This is a genomic window from Streptomyces blastmyceticus (assembly GCF_039521185.1).
GTDB classification, from domain to species: domain Bacteria; phylum Actinomycetota; class Actinomycetes; order Streptomycetales; family Streptomycetaceae; genus Streptomyces; species Streptomyces blastmyceticus.
The window spans coordinates 123,617-149,025 of record NZ_BAAABW010000015.1 but is presented as its reverse complement, the minus strand read 5'-3'; the positions used below and the strand labels follow the sequence as shown (position 1 = coordinate 149,025).

The 25,409-nt window shown below is 72.2% G+C and carries 24 protein-coding genes; 8 read left to right on the top strand and 16 right to left on the bottom strand.

The window, feature by feature from the left end; all coding sequences use genetic code 11:
* Positions 1-46 precede the first annotated feature (46 nt).
* The 3 genes from ABD269_RS13330 to ABD269_RS13320 all read left to right on the top strand — a co-directional run bounded on the left by ABD269_RS13330 (position 47) and on the right by ABD269_RS13320 (position 2,953).
* A complete protein-coding gene (locus ABD269_RS13330) occupies positions 47-403 on the top strand; it encodes a darcynin family protein (RefSeq protein ID WP_344118056.1) in 357 nt (118 codons plus the stop codon).
* A 174-nt stretch (positions 404-577) separates the two neighbouring features.
* Positions 578-1,516, top strand: coding sequence for a glycoside hydrolase family 25 protein (locus tag ABD269_RS13325; RefSeq protein WP_344118055.1), 939 nt, complete (start codon positions 578-580; stop codon positions 1,514-1,516).
* Positions 1,517-1,774: 258 nt separating this feature from the next.
* Positions 1,775-2,953, top strand: a complete 1,179-nt coding sequence (locus ABD269_RS13320; protein ID WP_344118054.1) for a Cmx/CmrA family chloramphenicol efflux MFS transporter — start codon at positions 1,775-1,777, stop codon at positions 2,951-2,953.
* A 97-nt stretch (positions 2,954-3,050) separates the two neighbouring features.
* On the opposite strand, the gene ABD269_RS13315 is transcribed toward ABD269_RS13320, so the two are convergent.
* A complete protein-coding gene (locus ABD269_RS13315) occupies positions 3,051-3,491 on the bottom strand; it encodes a nucleoside deaminase (RefSeq protein ID WP_344118053.1) in 441 nt (146 codons plus the stop codon).
* On the bottom strand, positions 3,488-4,306 hold the full coding sequence (locus tag ABD269_RS13310) for an LLM class flavin-dependent oxidoreductase (protein ID WP_344118052.1): 819 nt from the start codon (positions 4,304-4,306) through the stop codon (positions 3,488-3,490). Before ABD269_RS13310 ends, ABD269_RS13315 begins: the two co-directional genes overlap by 4 nt.
* A gap of 93 nt (positions 4,307-4,399) precedes the next feature.
* Here ABD269_RS13310 and ABD269_RS13305 point away from each other — a divergent pair, with 93 nt between their 5' ends.
* Positions 4,400-4,900 carry an Lrp/AsnC family transcriptional regulator gene (locus tag ABD269_RS13305; protein ID WP_344118051.1) on the top strand — a complete coding sequence of 167 codons (501 nt, stop codon included), beginning with the start codon at positions 4,400-4,402 and terminating at the stop codon, positions 4,898-4,900.
* A 126-nt stretch (positions 4,901-5,026) separates the two neighbouring features.
* On the opposite strand, the gene ABD269_RS13300 is transcribed toward ABD269_RS13305, so the two are convergent.
* The 6 genes from ABD269_RS13300 to ABD269_RS13275 all read right to left on the bottom strand — a co-directional run bounded on the left by ABD269_RS13300 (position 5,027) and on the right by ABD269_RS13275 (position 14,044).
* Positions 5,027-6,208, bottom strand: coding sequence for a cytochrome P450 (locus ABD269_RS13300; RefSeq protein ID WP_344118050.1), 1,182 nt, complete (start codon positions 6,206-6,208; stop codon positions 5,027-5,029).
* A gap of 25 nt (positions 6,209-6,233) precedes the next feature.
* Positions 6,234-7,388: a substrate-binding domain-containing protein gene (locus ABD269_RS13295; protein ID WP_344118049.1), complete on the bottom strand. Its 1,155-nt coding sequence runs from the start codon at positions 7,386-7,388 to the stop codon at positions 6,234-6,236.
* A gap of 23 nt (positions 7,389-7,411) precedes the next feature.
* Complete coding sequence (locus ABD269_RS13290; RefSeq protein WP_344118047.1) at positions 7,412-8,461, bottom strand: ABC transporter permease; 1,050 nt, start codon at positions 8,459-8,461, stop codon at positions 7,412-7,414.
* Positions 8,458-9,993 carry a sugar ABC transporter ATP-binding protein gene (locus ABD269_RS13285; RefSeq protein WP_344118045.1) on the bottom strand — a complete coding sequence of 512 codons (1,536 nt, stop codon included), beginning with the start codon at positions 9,991-9,993 and terminating at the stop codon, positions 8,458-8,460. Before ABD269_RS13285 ends, ABD269_RS13290 begins: the two co-directional genes overlap by 4 nt.
* 82 nt (positions 9,994-10,075) lie before the next feature.
* On the bottom strand, positions 10,076-12,916 hold the full coding sequence (locus ABD269_RS13280) for a SpoIIE family protein phosphatase (RefSeq protein ID WP_344118044.1): 2,841 nt from the start codon (positions 12,914-12,916) through the stop codon (positions 10,076-10,078).
* A gap of 159 nt (positions 12,917-13,075) precedes the next feature.
* Positions 13,076-14,044: a cyclase family protein gene (locus ABD269_RS13275; protein ID WP_344118043.1), complete on the bottom strand. Its 969-nt coding sequence runs from the start codon at positions 14,042-14,044 to the stop codon at positions 13,076-13,078.
* 317 nt (positions 14,045-14,361) lie between these two features.
* Between ABD269_RS13275 and ABD269_RS13270 the strand changes: the two genes are divergently transcribed.
* Both ABD269_RS13270 and ABD269_RS13265 read left to right on the top strand, forming a co-directional pair.
* Positions 14,362-14,976, top strand: a complete 615-nt coding sequence (locus tag ABD269_RS13270; RefSeq protein ID WP_344118042.1) for a TetR/AcrR family transcriptional regulator — start codon at positions 14,362-14,364, stop codon at positions 14,974-14,976.
* A 245-nt stretch (positions 14,977-15,221) separates the two neighbouring features.
* Entirely contained in the window at positions 15,222-16,106 is an 885-nt protein-coding gene (locus ABD269_RS13265) for a methyltransferase domain-containing protein (protein ID WP_344118041.1), read from the top strand.
* A gap of 28 nt (positions 16,107-16,134) precedes the next feature.
* Here the strand turns inward: ABD269_RS13265 and ABD269_RS13260 are convergent, their stop codons facing one another.
* The 4 genes from ABD269_RS13260 to ABD269_RS13245 form a co-directional block, all read right to left on the bottom strand.
* Positions 16,135-16,704 carry a universal stress protein gene (locus ABD269_RS13260; RefSeq protein WP_344118039.1) on the bottom strand — a complete coding sequence of 190 codons (570 nt, stop codon included), beginning with the start codon at positions 16,702-16,704 and terminating at the stop codon, positions 16,135-16,137.
* Positions 16,705-16,881: 177 nt separating this feature from the next.
* Entirely contained in the window at positions 16,882-17,256 is a 375-nt protein-coding gene (locus tag ABD269_RS13255; RefSeq protein WP_344118038.1) for a hypothetical protein, read from the bottom strand.
* Positions 17,257-17,298: 42 nt separating this feature from the next.
* Complete coding sequence (locus ABD269_RS13250) at positions 17,299-17,913, bottom strand: disulfide bond formation protein B (RefSeq protein WP_344118037.1); 615 nt, start codon at positions 17,911-17,913, stop codon at positions 17,299-17,301.
* Positions 17,910-18,077 (bottom strand): hypothetical protein, encoded by a 168-nt coding sequence (locus ABD269_RS13245; protein WP_162890058.1) that lies wholly within the window; start codon positions 18,075-18,077, stop codon positions 17,910-17,912. The genes ABD269_RS13250 and ABD269_RS13245 overlap by 4 nt, the downstream gene beginning before the upstream one ends.
* A 193-nt stretch (positions 18,078-18,270) precedes the next feature.
* On the opposite strand from ABD269_RS13245, the gene ABD269_RS13240 reads away from it, so the two are divergent.
* Positions 18,271-19,458 (top strand): sensor histidine kinase, encoded by a 1,188-nt coding sequence (locus tag ABD269_RS13240; protein WP_301890172.1) that lies wholly within the window; start codon positions 18,271-18,273, stop codon positions 19,456-19,458.
* A 10-nt stretch (positions 19,459-19,468) separates the two neighbouring features.
* Here the strand turns inward: ABD269_RS13240 and ABD269_RS13235 are convergent, their stop codons facing one another.
* From ABD269_RS13235 to ABD269_RS13220, 4 genes are all read right to left on the bottom strand, one after another.
* A complete protein-coding gene (locus ABD269_RS13235; protein WP_344118036.1) occupies positions 19,469-21,652 on the bottom strand; it encodes an FUSC family protein in 2,184 nt (727 codons plus the stop codon).
* Between the two features lie 127 nt (positions 21,653-21,779).
* On the bottom strand, positions 21,780-22,409 hold the full coding sequence (locus ABD269_RS13230) for a hypothetical protein (protein ID WP_344118035.1): 630 nt from the start codon (positions 22,407-22,409) through the stop codon (positions 21,780-21,782).
* 133 nt (positions 22,410-22,542) lie between these two features.
* A complete protein-coding gene (locus ABD269_RS13225; RefSeq protein WP_344118034.1) occupies positions 22,543-23,196 on the bottom strand; it encodes a class F sortase in 654 nt (217 codons plus the stop codon).
* The gene (locus tag ABD269_RS13220; protein WP_344118033.1) at positions 23,196-23,774 is read right to left on the bottom strand and encodes a universal stress protein; all 579 of its coding nucleotides are present in this window, start codon (positions 23,772-23,774) and stop codon (positions 23,196-23,198) included. The genes ABD269_RS13225 and ABD269_RS13220 overlap by 1 nt, the downstream gene beginning before the upstream one ends.
* Positions 23,775-24,124: 350 nt before the next feature.
* On the opposite strand from ABD269_RS13220, the gene ABD269_RS13215 reads away from it, so the two are divergent.
* Positions 24,125-25,366 carry an MFS transporter gene (locus ABD269_RS13215; protein ID WP_344118032.1) on the top strand — a complete coding sequence of 414 codons (1,242 nt, stop codon included), beginning with the start codon at positions 24,125-24,127 and terminating at the stop codon, positions 25,364-25,366.
* The last annotated feature ends 43 nt before the right edge of the window (positions 25,367-25,409 follow it).

Here is a 25,409-nt window from a genome sequence, read left to right as displayed (position 1 = left end):
TACGGCCGGGGCGTTCGCCGACATTTCATGATCCACAATGGGGCGCATGAACACTGTCCCACCGCAGCCGCGGTTCACCGTATTCGTCCACCTCACGGCCTTGCCCTCGTGGCTCGCCCTGACGCGCCCCGAGCGGCAGCAGATCATCGCCGACCATGTGCAGCCGCTGCTGGAGAAGCACGACGCCGTCCAGGTCCGGTGGTTCGACGCCGAGGCGTGGGCCGCAGCCCCCTCCGATGTCCTCGTGGCGACGACCGACGACCTGACCGCGTGGTCCGATCTGTTCGAGGGGCTTCGCGACAGCCCGCTGTGGAGCGTGCCCTACTTCCGGGTGGAGCTCGTACTGCCGACGGCCGAGGACGGCTTCGCCGACTACGAGCGCCGAACAGGGCAGCGCGACTGAGCACTGTCCGGGTGCTTGTCATGGGGCCGACAACCTGGTGCGCTGGCGGAGGGGCGCTCCAGGCGGTCGGACCACGCTGATCCCGGCTCCGCCCGTCGCCGCCGGGGCGCGCTCCCGGATCGACTGCACCCGCGCGGCAGTTGCCTGCCGCGGCAGCGCAGAAGAGAGAGTGAGATGGGCATCTACGGCCAGGACTGGGCGAGCTACCAGCCGTCGGAACCGGATGTTTCAGGTCTGGGCTTCGCCTTCGTCAAGATCACCGAAGGTCTGTCGTACATCAACTCCAAGTGGCCGGCGCAGCGGGACCACGCCAAGGCCCATGGGCTGGTGTGGGGCGGCTACCACTACCCCCATATGGCCAACGCCCCGCGCGCCGAGGCCGATTACTTCCTCGACCAGGTCGCCTGGCGCCCCGGCGACCTGGTGGTCCTCGACTGGGAGGGCTACGACGACGCGAACCAGGGCGTCCCGCGCGCCCACCAGGCCGCGTACAAGGAGACGTGGCTGCGCTACGTCAAACGGCGCCTGCCGTACAACCCGGTCGGGATGTACGCCAACCTCGACTACTGGCGCAACGTCGACACCACCGGCTACTGCTGCGACTTCCTGTGGATCGCCACCGCCGGACGTGCGGCCGGCAGGCCGGGCATCCAGGCCGACTGGCTGTTCCACCAGTACAGCGACTCCGGCGGCGTCGACCGCGACTACTGCCACCTCGGCAGCACGAGAGAACTCCGCACCTGGGCCCTGTCATTCCGGCCCGAACCCCCCACCGCTCGCTACACGGAGGACGACATGCTCGCCTTCTTCACCGTGCCCCCGAACACGGACTTCGACCTTCCGGTCGAGCCCGCCGGGACGACCTCCACCCCGCAGGGAGCCGCCCGCAACGGCCCGGCCTGGGTCGCCCTCGCCCCGCAGGGCGCCGACGGCCAGGTGACCACGGCCCTCCACCAGGAGGGCGGCAACTGGTCCAGCCCCAGCAGGTCCGGCGTGACGGTGTCCGGCAGCAAGCACCTGATCGCCCTTCCCTCGGACGGCTCGGTCGACAAGGTCCGCATCCGCTCCACGGTGCCGCTCGTCGGCTACGTCGTGGGCCGCCAGGTCGCGTGAATTGCGCTTGCGGCTTCGCCGGTGAAACCGAGGTGCCTCGACGGGCAACGGTCGGGTAACGTGCGGGCCATGTCGAGCCCTGAGTCGGACAAGGTGGGGGCTTTCGGTCACGCCGTCAGCCCCCTGAACCACTGAGTTCGTAGCCCTGCCGTCCCGCCGCCTTCTGCGGCCGGACGAGTATGCCCTTGCGGCCCTTGGGCGCTGACCGCGGTGACGAGACGTCTCTTCTCGCGCTTCTCCTCACCCCGGAGCCACTCGATGCCTCTCCCGCTCTATCTGCTCGCCATGGCGATCTTCACCATGGGCACCTCCGAATTCATGCTCGCCGGCCTCCTGCCGGACATCGCCTCCGACCTCGACGTGACAGTCGGGACAGCGGGCACGCTCACCTCGGCCTTCGCGATCGGCATGGTCGTCGGCGCCCCACTCGTGGCCGCGCTCGCCCGCAACTGGCCGGGACGGACCAGCCTCCTCGGGTTCGTCCTCGTCTTCTCGGCAGCTCACGCCGTGGGTGCCAGCACCACAAGCTTCCCCGTCCTGTTCGCCACCCGGATCGTCGCGGCGCTTGCCAACGCGGGGTTCCTCGCCGTGGCTCTGACGACTGCCGCCACGCTGGTCTCCCCCGACAAGAAGGGACGCGCGCTCGCCGTGCTGCTGTCGGGCACGACGGTGGCCACGATCGCCGGAGTGCCAGGAGGATCGGTCCTCGGCACACTGCTCGGCTGGCGGGCCACGTTCTGGGCGGTCGCGGCTCTCTGCCTGCCCGCGGCTCTCGGCGTCCTCAAGGGAATTCCCGGGCGACCCGCGAAGGAAGACGCAACCGGCGGGCCGGCCTTGCGATCGGAGCTCGCGCAACTCAGGAGTCCGCGGTTGATCCTGGTGATGCTGCTCGGCGCGCTGGTGAACGCGGCGACCTTCGCGAGCTTCACCTTTCTCGCCCCTGTCGTGACCGATACCGCCGGGCTGGACAAGCTGTGGATCTCAGTCGTCCTGGTGCTCTTCGGCGCCGGTTCCTTCGTCGGCGTCACCCTCGCCGGACGATGGTCCGACCAGCGCCCCGGCCTGGTCATCGCGGCCGGCGGCCCGCTGCTGCTCCTCGGCTGGCCGGCCCTGGCCGTACTGGCCGACCAGCCGCTCGCCCTGCTCACCCTCGTGTTCCTCCAGGGCGCGCTGTCGTTCGCGCTGGGCAGCACGCTGATCACGCGGGTCCTCTACGAAGCCGCAGGAGCCCCCACCATGGCGGGCTCGTACGCGACCGCGGCACTCAACGTCGGAGCCGCCGCCGGACCCGCCATCGCCGCGACCACCCTCGACTCCACAGCCGGGAACCTCGGCCCACTGTGGGCAAGCGGGCTCCTTGTCCTGGTCGCGCTGTTCGTCGCGTTCCCTCTGCGCGGGGTGATCGCTACTGGTCCGAGCGGGGAGGTGCTCCGGTGACGCGTGTGAACGCCCTCTTGGCGGGGCTGGGGTGCTGGCCTTGCATGGGCCGGGCGGGCAGCGTTGCAAGCTGTCCGTGCGGTGCCGCGAGCCGATGTCATCGGTTCGGCCGGTAGTAGGCGTCGATGGGGGCGCGCGCCTCTTCGAACAGGGCCGGGCCGTCCTGGGCCACCGTCGGCCAGTCGCCCGACTGCGGGTTGAGTTCCACGAGTTGCTCGGTGGACAGCGCGTAGACGACCCGGCCGATGCCGGAGCGGACGATGCCGCCGGTGCACATGGTGCAGGGCCGACAGCTGGTGTACATGGTGGTGCGGGCGGCCGTGTCCGGGTCGAGTTCGCGGGCCGCCCAGCGGGCGAGCTTCAGTTCCGGGTGGGCGGTGATGTCGTCGTCGCGCCGTACCGTGTTGTGGGCTTCGGCGAGGATCGCGCCGTCCGGGCCGGTCAGCAGGGAGCCGTACGGTGCGTCGCCCAGGGCGACCGCGCGGGCCGCGATGCCGATGGCGCGTCGCAGGAGGGTCTCGTCGGCGGTGGTGATCACGATGGGGTTCTCCTGTGTGTGGCCACGGCGGTGAGCGCCTGCCAGGCCGCGTGGGGCCGACGGGTCTCCTCCGGATCTCCGTGATAGGGGTCGAGTACGACGGTCTCCGCGCCGAGCAGACGGAGCTGGTCGAGATCGTCGAGGATCTGCTCGATGGTGCCGACACCGGCGGGCCGTTCGGGGCCGTCGACCGGTGTGCCGGTCATCCGCAGGGCGATGCGGGGCGCGAACGCCGGCAGCGAGTGGTTCGTCAGGACCGAGCGCATCAGAGGGAGGGGGAGCCGCAGCGGGTGCCAGGCGTCGCCGAACCTGATGGTGCGTCGGATCGCCGCCTCGCTGTGGCCGCCGACCCAGACGGGGACCGGGGCGGTGCCGTCCCCGGTCCCCGTGCGCCAGGCATCCCGCAGGGCACCCAGGTACTCGTCGGTCAGCCGGCCGCGCGCGGTGAACGGCACGCCGAGCGCGTCGAATTCCTGGCGCGACCAGCCGACGCCCACCCCGAGGACGAGCCGGCCGCCGCTGAGCTGGTGGAGGTTGGCAGCCATCCGGGCCACCAGCAGCGGATGCCGGTAGGGCAGGATGAGCACGCTCGTGCCCAGCCGCAGCCTCGTGGTGAGGCCGGCCAGCCAGGACAGTGTGGTGAACGGCTCGTAGAACGGTTCCGGGTACCGCTCGGCCACGTCCGGGGTGACGGCCACGTGGTCCGACACCATGAGGAGGTCGAAGCCGAGCCCCTCGGTGATCCGAGCCCATTCGCGCAGTAGGCCGGGATCGGTTCCGGGCCCGAAGTTCGGTACGTTGACGCCAAGTTGCATGGCCCGAGGCTATCCCGGTGATCAGGACGCGTGGAACCGTATCTTCCCGGTGATGGCGGCGTTCTTCCGTGGTTCTGCCGGTAGAGTCGCGACATGGCCGTGAATCTTGACGACACCGACTGGGCGATCATCGGGCAGCTGCAACGGGAGGCCCGTATCTCCCTCAGCGAGCTGGGGCGGCGCGTGAATCTCAGCCCGTCGGCCACCACGGAACGGGTGCGGAATCTGGAGTCGCTGGGCGTCATCACCGGCTACCACGCCGTGGTCGACCCGGCCAAGGTCGGCTATCCCGTGCTCGCCGTCGTCCGGTTGAAGTACCCGGGCAACCGCCACCAGCCGTTGCACCGGCTGCTCGCCGACCGGCGGGAGATCCTGGAGTGCCTGCGCACCACCGGCGACGACTGCTACACCCTGAAGGTGGCCGCGATCTCCATGGAGCACCTGGAGACACTCGTGGACGAGCTGGCCGGCTTCGGCAGCACGACCACGAGCGTCGTCTACAGCCAAACGCTGCCCCACCGCGCACCCGGCCGACCCCGGCCGCCGGCCGACCCCGAGCCGGCTGACGTCACCCCGACAAGCCGACGTCGGTAACCGGCGCCCAACTAGGCGGATCGTGGCCCGCTACCCGTGCGAAGGCCGCCGGCTCCAAGGGCGGGGCCGAGGCCGTGTACGCCGCCCCCGGCGGGTCGGAGCGGCGGCGCCCGCTGGTCTCTGTGGTCACCAGGTCACCGGCAGGGTACGCAGGCCGCCGGTGACCCGCTCCTTGTCCGTTGACAGCACCGCCCACGGGGCGTGCAGGCCCAGGCCCGGAAGGCGCTGGGGCAGCTGTTCGCAGACGGTCCGCAGCGCGACCCGGGCCAGGTCTGCGCCCAGGCAGTGGAACTTCCCGCGGCCGAAGGCGATGTGAGGGTTCGGTGCTCGGACGATGTCGAACAGGTCGGGGCCGCTGAACCGGTCCGGGTCGCGGTTGGCCGCCTGGAGAGCGAACACCACCAGGTCCCCGGCCCGGATGAAGCTGCCGCGGAAAGCGATGTCCTCGCGCGCGTACCGGGGGATCCAGCTCCCACCGGGGACGGCAAGGCGCAGGATCTCCTCGGCCGCGCCCGCGGCCAGCGACGGATCATCGTGGAGCGCCTGGTACCGGTCGGGGTGGGCCAGCAGGAACAGCAGCCCGTAGGCGATCCGGGCCGCGACGGTCTCGTGCCCGCCGAAGAACAGGTGCCCGGCCGCCTCGATGGCCTGCTCCCGCGTCAGCGGACCGTGCGGTGTGAGCGCTCCGGCAAGGTCGGTCAGCGCATCGTCCGCAGGGTCCGCGCGCCGACGGTCGATCAGCTCTCCCAGCCGGCTGAGGAGGGCGGAGCGGGCGGCTTCGGCCGCCGCTCGGTCGCCGGGCGCGCGGATGGCGTCCGACCAAACCCGCATACGGGCGTGCTCCTCGCTCGGGATGCCGATGAAGCCAAGAATCAGGCGGGTGGCGAAAGGCTCGGCGACCATCTGACGCAGGTCTGCGGGTGGCCCGGCGGCCAGCATCGTGTCGATGAGCCCGTCGAGCAGGGGGACGGCCGGCGCCCGCTGCGAGCTCAGGCCAGGGCCGGTGAAGCGCGGCGTCAAAACGCGACGCCAGCGCTGGTGGTCACCGAGCTCGGTATCGAAGTTCGACTGCGGGACGAACATGGCCGCGTCCCACAACCGCAGCGCCTGCTGCGGACCGGGATGCGCCCTGCCGATACGCGGATCGGCGGCGAGCTTGCGGACGTCGTCGTAGCGCGTCACCAGCCAGCCCTCACCCCCGGCAGCGGTCCGTAGCAGCACCGGCCCGGGGCAGGCGCGCAGCGTGGCGAATTCCTCCGGCTCCTCCAGCGGCGACCCGCAGCGGAACGGCATCGGCCCGATGTGCACACGCACCCCTCCCTCGGCCCCACACCTACCCATTGCCCCAGATCTTCCGGTACGCCGCACGGTAGCCGCGAGGATCCCAGGCCGTGAGGCCCGCGCTGTTGGCGGCCGTGGCGATGTGGACGGGGGCGACGTATCCGCTGGCGGGGGTGGCGGAGAAGGCGCGGTTGAATTCGTCGACGATCTGCCAGCCCTGTTCGGAGAGCGGTTCGGGCACGGTGGCCGCCTGGAACTGTCTGCTGTCGATGCGCTGGAAGGCGGAGGGGTCGCCGTCGCCCGCGCCGATGTTGAAGGGGGCGCCGGCGCCCTTTCTGCGGGCGGCGCGCAGGGCCGGGGCGGCGTCGGCGAAGTAGATGTCGTTGATGGCGACGGAGTGGGTCCACCGGTCACGGAAGCGGGAGAGGAGCGAGGAGACCTCCTGGGGGGTGCGGCTGCTCGTGTCGGAGACCGGGATGTTCTCCTCCGTCAGGAGCCGTACGCCGGGGCAGGTGGCGAGTTCCTTCTTGATCAGCTCGGACTTGTTCCTGGCGAACGGGATCGAGGCGTCGGTGAACATGACGACTCCGGCGTCGCCGTGGGAATGCGTGATGATCCAGTCCGCGCTGATCTTCGCGACGTCCTGGACCTTGGTGGTGATGTTGCTGAAGAGTTCGGGGTTCCGGCTCGGGCCGGGGGAGTCGACCGCGTGCCAGCCGATGAGCGGGATGTGGTCCGCGTTGGCCTTTGCGACCTGCTGAGACGTCAGGTGGGGGTCGAAGCCGCCGATGACGATGCCTGAGGGCCGGAGGGTGACGGCCTGGCCGAACGCGGCTTGGATGCCGGTGGGGGTGCCCTGGCCGTCGATCACCCGGACGTTCCAGCCGATGGCTTTCGCGGCTTCCCGTACGCCCTTGGCAGTGCCCGCGACACCGGGGTTGGTCATGGTCTGCGCGACGTAGACGATGCTCTTGCCGGGGACCGCCACGGGGCCGCTGGTGGGGCCGTTCCACGTGGAGTCGGTCTTCTCGGCCTGCTGGACGGCCCGTCCGGCCTCGGCCAGCGCGCCGGGACAGACAGCCTTCGTCGGCTCCGGAGGGAGGGGCGCGGCGCCGGTCGACGCACCGCGCTCGCAGCCGGTGGTGACGGCTGCCGCCACCGCGAGGACGGCCAGACCCCCCAGGGTGGTCCTGCGGTTCGTACGCACGGGCGCTCCTCGCGGCGAAGGGGTCAGTGGGACGCGGGGTGACGGGGGCGGGTGGAAGCCGTCCGGCGTCGGCGCAACTGTCGGCGAGCGGCGTAGCCGGCCAGGCCGACGGCGACGATCAGGGTGGTGCCGTTGAAGAGCGGCGTGACCCAGAACTGGGCGCCGAGCTGGCCGATTCCGGCGAGGCCGATGGCGAGGAGGGTGACGGCGACGAGGGTGCCCAGGGCGTTCGCGCGGCCGGGTCTGATCGTGGTGGAGCCGAGCAGCGCGCCGACGAAGGCGGGAAGCAGGTGGTCCATGCCGACGCTGGGGTTGCCGATCTGCTGCTGCGCGGCGAGCAGGACACCGGCTGCGCCGACGACGAGGCCCGATCCGACGAAGGCGTGGACGACGTAGCGCCGGGAGGGGATGCCCACCAGCTCGGCGGCGCGGGAGTTGGAGCCGATGACGTACAGGTACCGGCCGAGCGGCAGCCGTTCCAGGAGCAGCCACAGCACCGCCGTGAGCGCGAGGACGTAGAAGGCGGATACGGGCAGGCCGAGGAACCTGGAGTCGTAGAGGTCGGTGAAGGCGGCGGGCAGGCCGTGCGGGCCGGGGACGATCCGGGCCCCGTCGGTGATCCAGCCGGTGAAGGCGTACATGATGCTGCCGGTCCCCAGGGTGGCGATGAAGGAGTCGATCCTCGCGAATTCGACGACGGCGCCGTTGACGGCGCCGACGACCGCCCCGCCGAGGACCACCACGAGGCAGGCGAGGGGCCAGGACCACCCTTGGGTGACGACGAGATGCATCGTCATGACGTGCGCGAGGCCGAGGCCGTAGCCGATCGACAGGTCGAACTTGCCGGTGGCGATGGGGATCGTCGCGCCGAGCGCGAGGAGGGCGGGAATCGACTGGTTGGACAGGACGGCGGAGATGTTGTCCAGGGTGGGGAACGTGTCCGGCAGCGTGATGGAGAAGGCGAGGAACAGCAGGGCGGTCAGGGCCAGGAGGCCGTAGGCGCCGATGAGGTGACCGAACCGGTGGTCCAGCAGGGAGCGGAGCGAACGGGCCGGTGGGGGTGAGGGGGTCATCGTCCCGGCGTTCCGGTCAGGGGAGGCATGGCCGAGGCGGCGCGGGTGAGTTCGGTGACGGTGAGGGCTTCGCCGCTCAGCTCCTCCGTCACGGCCCCGCGGACGAACACCAGCGCCCGGTGGCACACGTCGGCGACCTCCTCGAAGTCGGTGGAGATGAGCAGGGCGGCGAGCCCCTCGGCGAGCGCGTCCCGGAGCAGGCGGTGGATTGTGGCCTTGGCGCCGATGTCGACTCCGGCGGTCGGTTCCTCCAGGATCAGCAGGGTCCGGCTCGGCCCGAGCCAGCGGCCGATCATGACCTTCTGCTGGTTTCCTCCGGACAGGGTGGCGATGGGCACTTCGCTGTCCCGGGGGTGCACCGAGAACCGCTCGATCAGGGCGGTGGCCTCGGCGCGCTCGCGCCGCGGGCTCATCCAGTGGGTGCCCCGCAGCCCGCTCGCGCGGGGGTTGGCCAGGAAGTTCTCCCGTACGGTCAGTTCGGCGGCGCAGCCCTCCTCCTGCCGGTTGCTGGTCACGAAGCCGACGCCGGCGTCGACGGCGGCCATGACCGTGCCCGGCCGGTACGGGCGGCCCTCCAGCAGGGCCCGGCCGCCGAGGAGCGGCCGGGAGCCGGCGAGTGCGCGGCCGAGCTCCATGTGTCCGGCGCCGGTGAGACCCACCATGCCGAGGATCTCTCCGGCGTGCAGGCGGAGGCTGACCGGTCCGGTGTTCTCGGTCCGTACGCCGTCGAGGCCGAGGACGGCGGGCCCTGCGGCGGGGGCGGCCGGGCGGTGGTGGCCGCCCGGGTCGTGGCCCACGATGTCGCGCACCAGCCGGGCGGGCCCGTGGCCGGCGAGCGGGCCGTGGCTGACGAGGCGGCCGTCGCGCAGGACGGCGAAGGTGTCGGCGACCTTGTACACCTCGTCGAGCCGGTGGGTGACGAAGACGATGGCGCGCCCGTGGTCGCGCAGGGTGTGCAGGACGTCGAAGAGCCGGGCGCAGTCCGCGGCCGGGAGGCTGGCGGTCGGCTCGTCCAGGACGATGACCCCGGCTCGCGTGCACAGCGCGCGGGCGATGGCCACCAGGGAGCGTTCGGCTCGCGTGAGGTCGGCGACGACGGCGTCCGGGTCGAGGTGTGCGGCGACGACGGCCAGGGCCTCGGCGCACTGCCGGCGGGTCCGCCGCCAGGACACGAGCCCCGCGCGGCGCGGGTATCCGGCGCCCAGGGCGATGTTCTCGGCGACCGTCATCCACCCGACCAGCCCCAGGTCCTGGTGGATGAAGGACATGGCACGGGAGGCTGCCTCGGTGCCGAGCGGATGCCCGGCGACGGTCACTTCGCCCTCGTCGGCGCGGTGGACGCCCGCGAGCACCTTGATGAGGGTGGACTTCCCGGCGCCGTTGGGGCCGAGCAGGGCCAGGACGCTGCCCGAGTCGATGTCGAGGTCGACCGCGTCGAGTGCGGTCGTGCCGCCGAACCGCTTGCCGAGACCGCGCACGCGGACGAGAGGTTTCGGGCCTGGGAGAGGGCTGATTTCAGGAGTGTCGCGCACAGACTTCTCCGGGACCGGTCAGGACAAGCTGGTGCATTCCCGTCATGCTACGGTCCGGTCGGCCATGACGCCGGACGGTCCGTCAGATTGCCGGAATGTCGTCGAAGTCGAAGGCCGCCTCGACGGCGTCGGGCTTCCCTCCCGGCACCTCCAGAGCGCACTCGGCCCAGATGACCTTGCCGTCGGCGGTGTAGCGGGTGCCCCAGGACTGGGAGAGCTGCGCGACGAGGAAGAGGCCGCGGCCGCCCTCGTCGGTGGTGGCCGCGTGGCGCAGGTGCGGGGCGGTGCTGCTGGCGTCGGAGACCTCGCAGGTCAGCGTGCGGTCGTAGAGCAGGCGCACCTGAATGGGGCCGGTGCCGTACCGGATGGCGTTGGTGACCAGCTCGCTGAGCAGCAGCTCGGTCGCGAAGCCGATCTCCTCCAGCCCCCATTCGGTCAGCCGCCGGGTGACGGCGGCGCGCAGGGAGGAGACGAGCGCCGGGTCGGCGGGCAGGTCCCAGGTGGCGATCCGGTGGGCGTCCAGGGTATGGGTGCGGGCGACGAGCAGGGCGATGTCGTCGGCGGGGTGGTCGGGGACCACGGTCCGGAGAACCGCCCGGCAGGTGTCCTCGGGCGGGCGGTTCGGGTGGGCCAGGGCCCGGCGCAGCTGCTCCAGGGCCGTGTCGAAGTCGCGGTGGCGGTCCTCGATGAGCCCGTCGGTGTAGAGGACCAGCTGGCTGCCTTCGGGAAGGTCGAACTCGGCGGTTTCGAAGGGGAGGCCGCCCAGTCCCAGCGGCGGCCCGGCGGGCAGGTCGGGGAAGGTGACGGTGCCGTCGGGGAGGACCAGCGCGGGCGGCGGGTGGCCGGCCCGGGCCATGGTGCACTGCTGCGACGTGGGGTCGTAGATGACGTACAGACAGGTGGCGCCGATGATGCCGGCGCTGCACGCGGAGGGGTCGTCGCCGCCCTCCTCCCGGTCCAGGCGCCCCACGAGGTTGTCGAGGTGGGTGAGGACCTCGTCCGGGGGCAGGTCCAGCTCGGCGAAGTTGCGCGCGGCGGTGCGCAGTCGGCCCATGGTGGCGGCGGCGTGCAGCCCGTGGCCGACGACGTCCCCGACGACGAGGGCGACGCGGGTGCTGGAGAGGGGGATGACGTCGAACCAGTCCCCGCCGACCCCGGACTCGGCCGGCATATAGCGGTGCGCGACCTCGACGGCGTTCTGCTCGGGGAAGCCCTGCGGCAGCAGGCTGCGCTGCAGAGCGAGGACCATGGCGTGTTCGCGGGTGTAACGGCGGGCGTTGTCGATGCAGATGGCGGCGCGCGTGGTGAGTTCCTGGGCCAGCGAACGGTCGTCGTCGCCGAAGGGGGCGGGGTCCCGCGAGCGGTAGAAGCTCGCTATGCCCAGGGCGATGCCGCGGGCGAGGAGCGGGACGGCGATGAGGGAGTGGACGTCGAGGGCGAGCAGGCGCTGGGCGGCCACGGGGTCCTGGGCGATCCAGCCGGAGGCGGTCCGCAAGTCGGGCTCCAGTACGGTGTGCCCGCTGGTCAGACAGCGGAGCTGGGGCGTGATCGGCCGGAGGTCGATCCGCTCGCCGACGGGGTAGAAGGGGTAGTCGTCGCGAATGCCGTGGACCACCGTGCGGTGCAGGTCCTTGCAGGGGTCGGTCGGCTCGTCGCCGCGCAGCACCGCCTCGGGCAGGTCGATGGTGACGAAGTCGGCCAGGCCCGGTACGGCCATCTCGGCGAGTTCCCGGGCGGTGCGGCTCACGTCCAGGGTGGTGCCGATGCGGGTGCTGGCCTCGGACAGCAGCTCCAGGCGGCGCCGGGCCGCCACGGCGTACTTCCCCACCCCCGGCTCGCCCACCAGCACCAGCCCGCTGGTGGCGCCGCCGACGGGGCGTTCGGTGACGCCGGGTCCGTGAGCCGGCGCGCCGCCGCGGGCGGGTGCGGTGCCGGGCGGCGGGACGACGTGGGCGAGGGGCCGGTGCTCTATGAGGTCGTGCGGTGTGCGGGCCTCGGACGCGTGGGGTTCGGTGGGGACGGTGAGGCGCTGGTGCCGCGAGGCGAGGACCGCCTCGATGGCGATGCCCTCCACCCCGGAGGAGCTTGTCACCGGGCGGCTCAGCAGGGTGACCCGGCGGTCGCCGGGCAGGGGCACCTCGACGGCGGCTCGCTGGGCCGAGGAGATCAGCTCGGTGGCCTTCTCCTTGAGGATCATCTGGTCGTGCCAGTCCAGCCCGCTCGCGGCGAGCTCGCCCGGCTGCCCGTCGTCGGCCGGCATGCGGCGCCGCGCGTCGACGTACGCCCGCAGCAACGCGCGCTCCCTCGCCGAACTCTGTCCCAGCAGCCGCCGTTCGATGGCCTCGGCCGCCCTGCGGATCACGATGTCCAGCGAGGCGTCCGCGTCGGTGTAGGGGTAGCCGAGGCAGAGGACTCCCTCGATGCGCCCGTTGAGCAGATCCCGGACGGGAATCGCCGCACACGCGTTGGACTGAGAGCGTTCGGCGAAGTGCTCGGCGCCGTAGATGTTGATGAGCCGCCGCTCGGCCAGTGCCAGGCCGATGCCGTTGGTCCCGCCGAACTTCTCGGCGAACACGAAGCCCGGCACGCTCTGGATCGGGGCCAGGTGCCTGACCATCGAGGGTTCGCCGAAACGGCGTTGCAGCACCGCCCCGTGCTCGTCGGCGAGGGACACGTTCATGTTCCGGCCCGCGAACATGGACTCCAGCCGGTCCAGTACGGGCCCGGCCGCGCGGACGAGGCGGCCGTCCAGATCGAGGTCCTGGGTGTAGGGAAGTTCGCACCCGTCGGGTGAGAGCCCCAGTGACTGGCAGCGCTGCCACGAACTGAGGATCGGGCTTCGCACGGCCGCCTCGACCGACCCGCCGTCGAGGAACTGCTCACGGGCGAGCACGGGGCCGATGCCTTCTGCCACGAGCCCCATCCGGACCACTTCCCTCGTCGGTGCGTGCGCCCATGACCACCCGTACGTCGGAGCGGCTGCACTGTCGCTCCATTTTAGAACTTTGCCGACATAACGGTATCGATCGCTGAGAGGTGCCCTGCGGGTACCGTGCGTCTCTGTTTCCGGGTGTTTACGCCGTCACAGCACCGCGACCGGATTGACGGGCGAGCCCGTACCGCCCGGGATGTCGAGGGGGGCCACGACGAGCAGGAACTCGTAACGGCCCGTCCCGGCCCCGGCGGCGGAGAGCGCTTCGAGGTCGAGGTTGTCCAGCAGCGGCACGCCCATCGCGGCGACGGCGAGCGCGTGGACCGGGGAATGCAGGCCCTCGACCGGCGAGGGCCGTACGTCGCTGTCGCCGTCGCCGCCGAGCAGGGCGATGCCGCGTTCGGCCAGCAGCGGCACGGCGTCCACATGGAAGCCCGCGCTCGCCGCGTCGGCGTCCCAGGGGCCCAGCTCCCGGCGGCGGCGGAACCGGCCGACGCGCAGCAGCACCGCGTCGCCCTCGCCGATCTCCACGTCGAGCGCCGTCTCCGCGGCGAGGACGTCCGCGGCGTGCACGGCCTGCCCGGGCTCCAGCCAGGGCTTCCCCAGCACGGCGGGCAGATCGAGGAGCACCCCCTTGGTCACCAGGGGGCCGAGCGCCGAGACATCACCGAAGCGGGCACCTCCCGCGCCGACGAGCTCCCGCGCCGCGCCGCCGCCGTAGAGCCGCCCGCGGTAGGCGATGTGGGAGAGCGCGTCCAGATGGCTGACGCCCTTGCCGTGGTAGTCGACGCCGATGAAGTCCTTGTGGGTGGAGGGCTCGGGGGCCTCGACGTCGCCGAGGTCGGACATGTAGTGCAGGGCGGGCTTGGTGTTGTCCGGGGCGGGCGTGGTGTCCCACGGCCGCCCCAGCGGGACGACGGTCCCGGACCGGACCAGGGAGGCGGCCCGCCGGACGTGCCCCGCGGTCACCCGGTTCCAGGCCCCGCGGTCGGCGGGCGCCCAGCGGTCCCACGTACGGACCGTCCCGAAGAGCGCGTCGAACTCCCGCCGGGAGACGGCCGGCCCGTTACGGGCGCCGTCCGGCGGGGGAGCCGGTGCGTCGGCGGGATGGCTGCTCATCTGCTCCTCAGCGCTCCAAGGATGCGGGCACCCGGACCCGTGAACGGCCTCGCTGCCGGTCGGCCGATGGATCCCATGAAGCCCAGTATGCGTGCGTCGACCTGCTCCGCATGGTCGATCTGCGGGCCGTGGCCGGTGTCCGCGACGATCTCGGCGCGAGCGCCCGGTACGAGACGCGGGACGCGCTCCGCCTGCCGCCGCGGGTGCACGAGAAGGCTGCGCTTGCCGTACACCCACCATGATGGTGATACGGGCGTACCGTGAAGGCTGCCCGGCAGGGCCCGGAACACCAGGAACCGACGAGCGGAGACGCGACGATGCCCAAGCGCGTGGACCACGACGTACGACGCGCCGAGATCGCCGAGGCACTCATACGGGTCGCCGGACGGCGCGGACTGCACGCCGTGGGGATGCGCGACGTGGCCGCGGAGGCCGGGGTGTCGCTGCGCCTGGTGCAGTACTACTTCCAGACCAAGGAGAAGCTGCTCCTCCACGGGCTGCACCACCTGGCCCGCGGCTTCGGCGAGCGCGTCACCGCCCGGGTCGCGGCCGTCGGGGACGACCCGGGCCCCCGCGCGGTGATCGAGGCACTGCTGACGGCCGCGCTCCCGACCGACGAGGAGAGCCGCCGCTTCCACCTCCTCTACACCTCGTACGCCGTACTGGCCGTCACGGACGAGTCGCTCGCCGCGCAGCCCTTTATCGACAACCCCAACGCCGCCGAGGACGCCGTGGCCGGACTGCTCCAGAAGGCGAAGGACGCCGGGCTCACCGGCCCCGACCTGGACGCGCGCACGGAAGCCGTCAGCCTGCTCGCCATGTCCGCGGGGCTCGGCACCGGCGTCCTGGTCGGCCGGTGCGGCCCCGAGTCCGCGGCCGGCATCCTGAACCACCACCTCGACCGGATCTTCCGGGAACGGCGCGACGGCTGAGGCGCACTCGCCCGCCCGCGCATCCCCCAAACCGCCTGCCGGGCAACCGACTTCGTGTCTAGGGTGGGAACCAGCCCGATCCAGCACCCTCAGGGCGGGAGGACAGCAATGACCGGAAACGACCGGCAGTCGGGGGACGGACAGGTCGGCGGACCCTACTCCAGCCCCGGCGACCCGGGCAATCCGATGCCCGAACCGGACGACACCGACATCGAGGACGACTAGAAGACGGCCGCACGATGGTGATGACCGCGAAGGGCCTGCGCGCGCGCTGTGCCTGGGAGATGAGCCGCGGCCCCCGCGGATTCGCCGACTGCTCCTGGCTCCACCAGGCGTTCCTCGACGTGCCACGGGAACACTTCGTGCCGGACCGCGTGTGGTGGCCCGCCCCCGGCGACGACGGCCGCTACGCCCTGATCGACCGGAACGTACGGCCACGGGCCTGGCTCAAGGCGGTCTATCTGCCCGGGGTCGCGCTCATCACGCAGATCGACGACGGAACGGTGGCCCCCACCGCCCCGGCCGTCGGCGCGTTCACCTCCAGCATCTCCTCACCCGGCGTCGTGGTCGAACTGCTGCGCCACCTCGCGCCCGAACCCGGCGAGAGCGTCCTGGAGGTCGGCACCGGCACCGGCTACACCACAGCGCTCCTGGCCCACCGCACCGGCGCAGCCTCGGTGACCACGATGGAGATCGACCCCCACCTCGCCAACCGGGCCAGGGACCGCCTGCGCGCCCTCGGCACGACCCCCGGCTTCATCGTGGGCGACGGCGAGGAGGGTCACGCCGACGGCGGGCCGTACGACCGCATCGTCTCCACCGCCTCGGTGCGCCGCATCCCCCCTGCCTGGCTGCGGCAGCTCAAACCTGGCGGCGTGCTCGTCGCCCCGCTCGACAGCCCTTACGGCCACGACCTGTTGGTGCGTCTCGTCGCGGACGGCCGGGGCGGCGCTACAGGGACCGCGGTGGCGCGGGTGGAGTTCATGCGGGTACGCGGACAGCGCGCGCCACGCCCCTACGCGGAGCTCGGCTGGAGCGGGGAACCGGGCGCCGCGGCATGGGAGGACCTGAGGGTGACGGCCGGCCAGGCCGGTCAGTGCATCACACATGCTGTCGTGGAGCACACCTGACCCGGCCATCGTCGGGCCGGGCCGGGTCTCAGTCCTCGCGGCCGGGGTCCGTCGACCTGATCCACGTGTCCGTCGGGCCGACCGGCACCACGACGGGCGGGTGCCTCCGCGGTGCCCTCGCCGCCCCGCGGGCGTCCCACGCGTCCGTCTCGTCGGGGTGGACGACCATGACGGGCCCGCGGGCGTGCCTGAGGCAGTGGCGGCTGACCGAGCCGTGGAGGAACCGGTGCCACAGACCGTGACTGCCGGCCCCGAGCACCAGCATGTCCGTGTCGTGGCGGGCGCTGGCCACCAGCGCCGGTCCCGGCTCCGCCCGGATGAGCATCGGAGCCACCCTCCGGTTGAACGGCTCGGCGCCGAGCGCGCTCTCGCACGTCTTGGTCAGAGCCTTGCGGGCCCTGGCCTCCCAGTGCGCGCGGATGTCGGCCGGCGCGGGGAAGAGGGCGTCTGCCGCCTCCCCTCCCGGCGGCATCCAGGCCAGCACCGGACACAGGGCCGCGTCATGGCGGGCCGCCTCCTGCGCGCCCTGCTTGAGGGCGGCCACGCTGCCCGCCGAGCCGTCCACGCCGACGATCACACGCTTCACCGTCCGAGACATGTCGTCCACCTCTCCCAGGAATCCGCTGTACGGCAATGTGGCGACCCACGTTAGGGAGATCCCGCATGGCCGCGTATCGGCCTAATGAATGAGAAATCGGGTGAAAAGCCATCCCCCGATCGGAGGGCAGGCCGCCGGAAAGCCGCCCCGCGTACGGTTCGCCGCGAGCGCGTTCCCTCAGGCGCAGGAGCCGAGGCAGTGGGTCCTCAGGACTTCGTGTCCGTCGACGGTTCCGGTGAAATCGCCCCTGGTCGTGCCCTTGCCCTCGTCGTCGTTGACGGCATCCGTGACCGACCCGGCCAGGCGCACGGCCTTGCCGTCGGGCGTCGTGGACGTGCATTCGAACGCGAGCCAGCCCTGGTGGCGGACCTGAGGGGTGGCGGTGCAGGAGAGCCCGCCCTTGAGCTCCACGCCCGCTTTCCTCAAGGTCACGTCCCCGACACCGTCACCGGCGAGGTTGGCCGCGACGCCGTTCATCCTCTCGGCGGTGGTCGAGCACGCACCGCACGCCAGGACTCCGGCCACAGCGGCAGCGACGACTCGCAGGCGCATGCGCATTTCCTTCCGGTGGTTGTGCGGTGGCGGTACGGGCGGCTACTTGATCCCGAGGTCGTACAGCAGCTCGTAACGGGTCGGGAGGTGCGGGAGCTTCCAGTGGAAACCCACCTCGAAGAAGACGGACACCACATTGGCCGCGATCAGTACGAGGAAGAGGCCGAGGACGAGCTTGGGGACCACGCCGAGCGGGAGCTGCCGCGGGGGCGAGAGCTCGACCGCGAAGAGCATGTTGACGCCGGACCAGAGCACCACGATCGCGAAGCTGACGAACGCCCAGGTGTAGGCGTGCAGCCCCAGGACGGCGCTGCCGTAACCGGGGTCGAGAGGGGCTCCGCGGTTCGTGAGCTGCCGCAGCGACATCAGCATGCCGATCACGGCCCCGATGAGGGTGTAGCCGTAGCCCCGGGCGAAGTTGGTCACGGACATCTCCCCGTGCGCCGTCCGGCTGATGATGTAGACGGGCCCCATGCAGGTGAAGATCATGGCCATGCGCTGCAGCATGCACAGCACGCACGGCAGCTCCGAGGAGGCGAACTGCAGCAGGAACGCGCAGAGCAGCACCATGCAGTAGGCGAAGACGAAAACAACCGCACCCCAGTACCCGGCGAGGCTGAGATCCCGCTGGACCGAACGGGGAATCTGGAGACTCACAGCGTCACCTCGGTCACGCCGGGCGTGAACACCTCGTGGAACATCCACCAGCCGACGACCAGCACGAGCGAGATCCCCCAGAGGTACCAGATGTGCGGATCGCGGGGCTTCCTGATGATGAGGACGGCCATCGCGGCCATGAGGGCGATCACAATGGCGTCCATGACACCTCCGAGCCGGACGGCTTTCGAGCACCGGTCACCGAGGCTGTCGCGCGGGACGGCCCGGCATGCCGCCGACACGCCCCCCGGCCGGGCACTTCCCCCGGGTGGGGGACGGAAACGTCGGATAAGGTCTGGTTGATCCGCTTCTGTGACCCTTCACCGGACCCGTACGGGGCAGTTCGGACGGTGCGCGATGGCGACTCGCTGGCGCCAGCAGCAGATGGACGGCGTGGTCGAGCTGACGACGCGCTATGCCGCCTGGCTCCGGCTGCCGACGATGATCCTGCTGGTGCTGACCGGCATCCAGTCGCCGGTCGCCGGCCACTGGTACTACGTCGTGCTCGCGCTGTACGTCGCCTGGGCCACGGCACGCCTGTCCAGTGTGTACCGGCACGCACTCGCCGGGGCACACGGCGCGATGAGCGCCGCGGTCGTCGACGTGGTGGCCGTAGCGGCGCTTTCGGTGCTCTCGGGAGGACCGGATTCGCAGGCCCGCTACGCCTTCTACCTGCTGCCGATGACCAGCATCCTGTGGCAGCTGCCGCAGGTGACCGCCAAGCTGGGCGGCCTGTGCCTCGTCGCCTACACGGCCAATTCCTTCGACTACCTTCTCGGCGACCTCACCCCCCGGTTCTGGCAGGTCGTGGCGGACGAGGCGTTCCTCCTGTGGGACGTGGGCGTGAGTGTCCTGATCGCCGACCTGCTGCGGCGGCGCAGCGAACGGGTCTCCGCCCTGCTGGACAACCGCGAGCTGCTCCTGCGCGACGCCCTGGCCGCCGAGGGCCGGGAGCGCGCGGAGCTCGCCGAGGCCCTGCACGACAGCGCGATCCAGAACCTGCTGGCCGCGCTGCACGACCTGGAGGACGTCGAGGCCGAGGCCGCGGCGCCCGCCCTGACCCGGGCCGAGAACGAGGTGCGCAGGACGGTCCGGGAGATCCGTGACGTCACCTTCGACCTCCACCCCCAGGTGCTCCAGGCGGCGGGGCTCGCTGCCGCGCTGGAGGCCGTCGGCGAGCGCCTCGCCCGCCGGGGCGGCTTCACCGTCCACTACGACCTGCGGCTGACCGGCCGGGTGCCGGGCGAGGTCCTGCTCTACTCGACCGCGCGGGAGCTCCTGAACAACGTGGTGAAGCACGCCGGGGCGAAGCACGTCTGGGTGTCCCTGGCCCGCGAGGAGAACGACACCGTGCTGATCGTGCGCGACGACGGCAAGGGCTTCGACAAGGAGATCATCCAACAGCGACTGCGCGCCGGACACATCGGTCTGGCCAGCCACTACGTACGGGTCGAGAGCGCCGGAGGCCGTTTCTCGGTGGACAGCGCGCCGGGCCGCTCGACCACGGTGGAGGTGCGGCTGCCGTACGCCCACGTGGACCGGTGACGGCCCGCCGTCACGTACGGCCGCCGCTGTATGCCCGGTCGAACTCGGCCGTGTCGTACCTGATGCCGGTGAGCCAGGATTCGAGGTCGGCGACGAGCAGCACGGCGGAGGCGGGGGCGTCCGTCGAGTTCCGGGTGACGGCACTCAACGGCCCTGATTCATCGGCCCGGTAGGGGCCCGGGTCCTCGGGCGCGACTGCTCCGCCACGGCGGACGGCCTCGGCCGAACGCCGGTAGCCGTCCGCCACGCGTTCGGCCAGGGCGGCCAGTTGGCGTGCGGCCTCCGGGGGCAGGGGAGTGGTGTCGCGGCTGTGGCCGGAGAGCAGGAGTTCTCCGCCGCCGATGGCGCTGTAGCCCGGTGCCATCGCCAGTTCCCAGGGTGGTTCGGTGCCCTGCGGTGAGGCTCGCTCGGTGCGGTGCTGGGCGTAGGCCGCCTGGGCCAGCTGCATCGCGCGCCGGGCCGGGCCGAGCACGGTGGTGCCGTCGGCGCGATGGTGGCTCAGCCGGCCGGTGACGGCCGTGACGCCCTGCGCGCCGAGTTCCATGAAGTCGGCTACCGAGCACCGCAGTTCGCCCTGGGCTCCCCGGGGCCAGGCGAGCAGGCTGGCGGCCGCGCCGAGGGAACCTCCGATCACGACGTCCAGGAACCGCCAGGTGGGGATCTGCAGCTCCGGCGGTTCGATCTGGGCGAAGACCACGACGAGGGTGATGGTCAGAGCACCCTGCACCCAGGCGGGGCCGAGCACAGGGCCCACGCCGAAGCCGAGGACGAGAACGACGGGGGCCACCGCGATGTAGAAGGCGGGGACATCGCCGACGGCGATGACCAGCACTGCCGCGACGGCCGCGCCCAGGGCCGTTCCGAGGAAAGCGGGCAGGAGCGCGCCCCGCGTATCCGAGGCCGAGGTGCGCAGCAGGCTCAGCGTCGCGAGCAGCACCCAGAAACCGTGCGGCAGGTCGAGGGCGCCGACGACCAGCCGGGCACCGGCCAGGGCGACGGCGCTGCGCAGGGCGTTCTGCAGGAGCACCGAGCGCGGCGTCAGATGGACCCGCAGCCGCAGCCACCAGCGGGTGGGCGCGCTCAGTGTCGCGTACCGGAACGGCCCGCCGGGGTGGCGCCACCGGGCGCCGAGCGGCGCGCCGAAGGCGATCCGGGCGCCTTCGGTGACGAGCAGGGTGGCTTCGGCCGTGCCGATGGCGATGGCGTGCTGCCGCAGCTGCCGGGCCGAGGCGCCGACGACGATCCGGGTGCGCTCGGCGGCGAAGACGTCCACCGCCTCGGCCAGGGCGTCGGCCGCGGCGGGCGCCGGATCCTCCGTACGCAGGGTGTGTGCCGCCTGCCGAAGGGCCGTCGCGGTCTGCTCCAGCAGCCGGGCGGTGGGGGGATCCGGGTTGTGGGCCCGTGCGGCCAGCCGGTCCAGCTGGTTGCCGACGTGCCGCAGGGTCGCGCGGGTGTCGTAGAGGGCGCGGTCGCGCAGCGACGCCGCGGTGGGCCGCTCGGGCGGCGCCACTTGGGACATCCGGGTGGCGAGCAGTGTTCGCGCCACCTGCCCCTGGTCGTGCGACATGTCGGTGGCATCCCCGGCTGTGAGGCGCCCCACCGTGGCGCAGTAGTCGGCCATCGCCTCCACCGCGTCGGCGAGCAGGAGCCGGTACGGGGCCGGTCGCGGGCCCGCCCACAGCAGCCGGTCGACGAGGGCGCTGAGCAGGATGCCGGCGGCCAGCCCGGTCAGCCGGTGGCCGAGCGTCTCGGGGGCGTACGGCGGGAAGCAGGGGAGCAGGTAGTAGAGCTGGAAGGACGTGGCAAGTCCGCCGAGGCCCGGGCCGCCGACACCGAGGTAGGAGGTCACGAAGGTCACGACGAACATGCCGCAGGCGGCGCTCCAGGAGTGCGCGGCGAGCAGGGTTCCGGCGGTGACGAGGACCAGGCCGACCGGCAGCACCGCGAGGAGCGTGCGGGTGCGCTGCCGGGCGGTGCCCGGGATCTGGGAAAACAGGGTCAGGGGGACGGCGCCGAACAGGGCGTAGAGCGCCATGTCCGGCTGCTCGAAGCCGTACCGCAGCGCGTAGAAGGCCCCGAGTCCGGCCAGGGCGGCCCAGAGCGCGCGCCGCAGCTGCTGCGGGCCGTCGGGCTGTCGCAGCAGCCACTTCAGTGGGTTGCCGATCGTCATCGCGGGATCCAGGGAGGACGCCATGCCGTACGCGGTCGGGATGCGATCACGTGATCACTCTAAGTGATGGCCGGGCACCCGCAACCCGGACCCATGACAGCGCTGCGCCCCGCGGGGCGCAGCGCTGTCATGGGTCCGGGCTGAGCGGCGCTCACCTGCTGTCGTGCTCGTGGTTCCGGCGGGCGGCCACGAGAATCGCTCCCGCCATGGCGGCGGCACCGGCCGCGCCGACACCTGCGAGGGCCGCGTCCTCGTTCACTCCGCTCACGCCGGACTCACCGGTGCGGGGAGCTCCCTTCGGGACCGTGCCCTGGTGCTGGGAGGGCGTGGTGGCGGGGGTGCTGTTGCCCGTCGTGGAGCCTCCGCCGTGGTGGCGAGGCGCCGGTGCGGCGTCCACCTTGAGTGTGGCGGCGGCCTTGCCGTTGCTGCACACCAGATTCACCTGGTACGTGCCCGCTCCCGCGGTGATGTGCAGCCGGCCCCGGATGTGCTGGGGGTCGTGGTCGGTGAGCGTCACCTGGCCCGCCTGCGAGGCGACCGACTTCACGGTCGCCCCCGGGTAGGGCGCGCAGGAACCGCTGATCTGCACGGTCTGTCCGGTGCGTGCCTCACTGGGGCTCACGCTGATCCGGGCGGCGCCCACGACGGGCCCCGGGCTGCTGCTGTGGGTGGGGGAGGGCGAGCCGCCCGGGTCGGGAGTGGAGGCGAAGGCGACGGGTGTCAGGGCCACGGCGCCGCACAGGGCGAGCGCGGGGCCGGCGACGAGGAGAGCGTTGCGCATGGGGATCGACATCCTTCGTTCGACATCGGGGAGTTGGTGTTTCTTCAACCCTGGGCGAGGACGCGCGGTGGCGGTGTCGGGCGGGTGGGGGACGGATGGGGTGCCGTGCCGTCCCCCGACCGGTGGTCCGCCGTCACCGGTCGGCCCGGTGGCCGGTCAGGGCGGCGTACACGACGATGTTGTCGCGGTAGCCGTGGTCGGCGTCGCGCGGTCCACCACAGGTGACCAGGCGCAACTCCGGTGCGTCGGAGCCCTGGTAGACCTTGTCGGCCGGGAAGCCGGCCTTGGTGTACTCGCGCACCTCGCGGACGGTGAACTCCGCCGTGCTGCCGTCGGCCCGGGTCACGTCGACGCGGGCGCCGGGCTCCAGCCGGCCGGCGTCGAAGAGCACGCCCTTGCCGAACCGGCCCACGGTGGAATGGCCGAGGACGACCGACGCGCCGGCCTCGCCGGGCGTCGGCGAGCCGTTGTACCAGCCCGCCGGGGCGTCGCGTTCGATCGGCGGCACCTCGACGGTGCCGTCCGCCTCCAGGCCGAGCGGCATGACGGGCGCCGAGACGCCGAGCGAGGGGATGGCCAGCCGCACCGGCTCGGAGCGGCCCATGGGCGCGGCGGCCGGGCCGGGCGAGGAGGGCGCCGAGGCGACGGAGGCGGGGCCGGGGGGAGGCGGAGAGGGCGAGGGCGTCGCGCAGATGCCGAAGACGATCAGGCCGATCCCGACCAGGAAGAGGGCGAGACAGACCCCGCTCCACGTGTTCTGCGGCAGAAGTGGGCGTCCCGCACGCATCACAGGTGATGGACGCTGTGCAGGGGGCCGTCGGACCAGGCCCGCTTCAGCCACGCCCCTCGGGGTGCGGTGCTGTCGTCCGGCGAGCCGGCGGAGGCGGCCGGGGCCGCGGTCTCCTCGGGGGCGACGGAGTCCTCCGGAGGTATGACCAGCACCGGCCCGGGGGCGTGCCGCAGGCAGTAGCGGCTCACCGAGCCCATCAGGAAGCGGTGCACCGCACTCTGCGAGCCACCGCCCACCACGAGCAGGTCGCCGTCCTCGGCCGCGGCCTCCACCAGCAGCGGGCCCACCTGTCCGCGGGCCACCACCGGGTCGCAGGGCACGTCGTCCGGCAGGCCGCCGGCGCGCTCGCAGGCGCACATCAGGTCATCGTGTGCCTGGTGTGCCAGTTCCCGTGCCATCTCCGGGTCCGGCGGCCACATCATGTCGATGTAGTCACCCTGGGGGGAGGAGTAGACGAGGACCGGGCGCAGTTCGGCGTGATGGCGGCGGGCTTCTCCCGCGGCCTGCCGCAGCGCGGCGATGCTTCCTGCCGAACCGTCCACCCCGACCACGACACGCCGTACTGAGTTCTGCATTTCCTTTTCCTTTCCGATCCCGTGCGGTCCCGCCGCAGCGGGTGAGTCTGACGTCTTCCACGCTAGGTATGCGGCTCCCCGCGGTGGATCCCTCGTTCGGTCCACCCGGTGGTGGACGCCCTCTCCACCGATCGGAGGGCCGCACGTCATCCGCCCCTTCGGCTGTCCGGACCCGCACGCCCCCTGGAACCCCGGTGCAGCATGGGGTGAGAGCGGCGCCGATGTCATCGGACCCGTCGGCGCCGCCGTACGCCCTCTGCCGCCGCCCATCGGGCGTGAGTGGCACGTCATCCGCGCATCCGCACATCCTGATGCGGCGTCACCCTGCCTGAAATCCCTGGGAGTTATCCGTGCTCGGCTCGTACCGCGACCTCTTCGCCACGCCCGGAGCCAAGCCGCTCGCCGCGGCCGGTCTGCTCGCCCGCGCGCCCCGGGCGATGGTCGGCCTGGGGATCGTGGGCATGCTCTCCCAGCGGACCGGTGACTACGCGCTCGCCGGTGCCGTCTGCGCCGTCTTCTCGGTGTCCATCGCCGTGCTCGGCCCGATGGTGGCCAGGTGCATCGACCGCCACGGCCAGCGCCGGGCCGCCCACCCCGCCCTGGCGGTGGCACTGCTCGGGCTCACCGGGCTCGTGGTGTGCAGCGGTACGGGCAGCACGCCGTGGGCGGACTTTCCATGTGTGATCGCCGCCGGGGCGATACCCAACATCGGCGGCATGCTCCGCGCGCGGTGGACCGCGATGTACCGGAACGGCCCGAGGCTCCACACCGCCTTCTCCGTCGAGTCGGTGGCCGACGAAATGACCTTCATGATCGGCCCGATCCTCGCCCTCACCCTGGCCACGGCCGTCCTCCCCGAGGCGGGGGTGCTGTGCGCGATGGCCTTCGCCCTGGTGGGCACGGTCGCCGTCACCTCGCAGCGCCGCACAGAACCGGCCCCGGCCGAGCGGGACACCGCTCACGGCCCGTCGGTGCTCGGGAACCCGGGCCTGCGGACCCTGACACTCACCTTCGCCGCCCTGGGCTGCGTCTTCGGCGGTTTCGACCTCACCTGCGTCGCCTTCGCCGCCGAACAAGGACACAAGTCCGAGGCGTCCGTCGCCCTCGCCTGCCTCGCCGCCACCAGCTGCCTGGCCGGACTGGTGACGGGTGCCGTACGGCTCAACTCCCGGCTGCCGGTGCGGATGCTGGCCGGCATGGGAGCGCTGGCGCTGTGCACGGTGCCGCTGCTGTTCGTCCGCAGCCTGCCCGAACTCGCCGTCGTGCTGATGGTGGTGGGCGTTTTCGTCTCACCCAGCATGATCACCGCGAACAGCCTGGTGGAGCGGCTGGTGCCGGCGGCACGGCTCAACGAGGGTCTGACATGGCTGCTGTCCGGGCTCAGCGTCGGGATGTCCCTGGGAACCCTGCTGGCCGGGTGGGCCGTCGACCGGCTCGGCGCGCACACCGCCTTCGTGGTGCCCGTCGGCTGCGCGGGCTGCGCCGTCGTGATCGTGCTGTCCGGCCTGCGCCGGCTGGGCGCGGTGCGCCAGGAGGAACCCCACCGGGTCGGGGAACCCGCGCTGAGCGGGGGCGCGGCGGCCGGGCGGTGAGCCGTACGGCCCGTGGACGCCGGTCGTCCGAGGACCTGTCGGC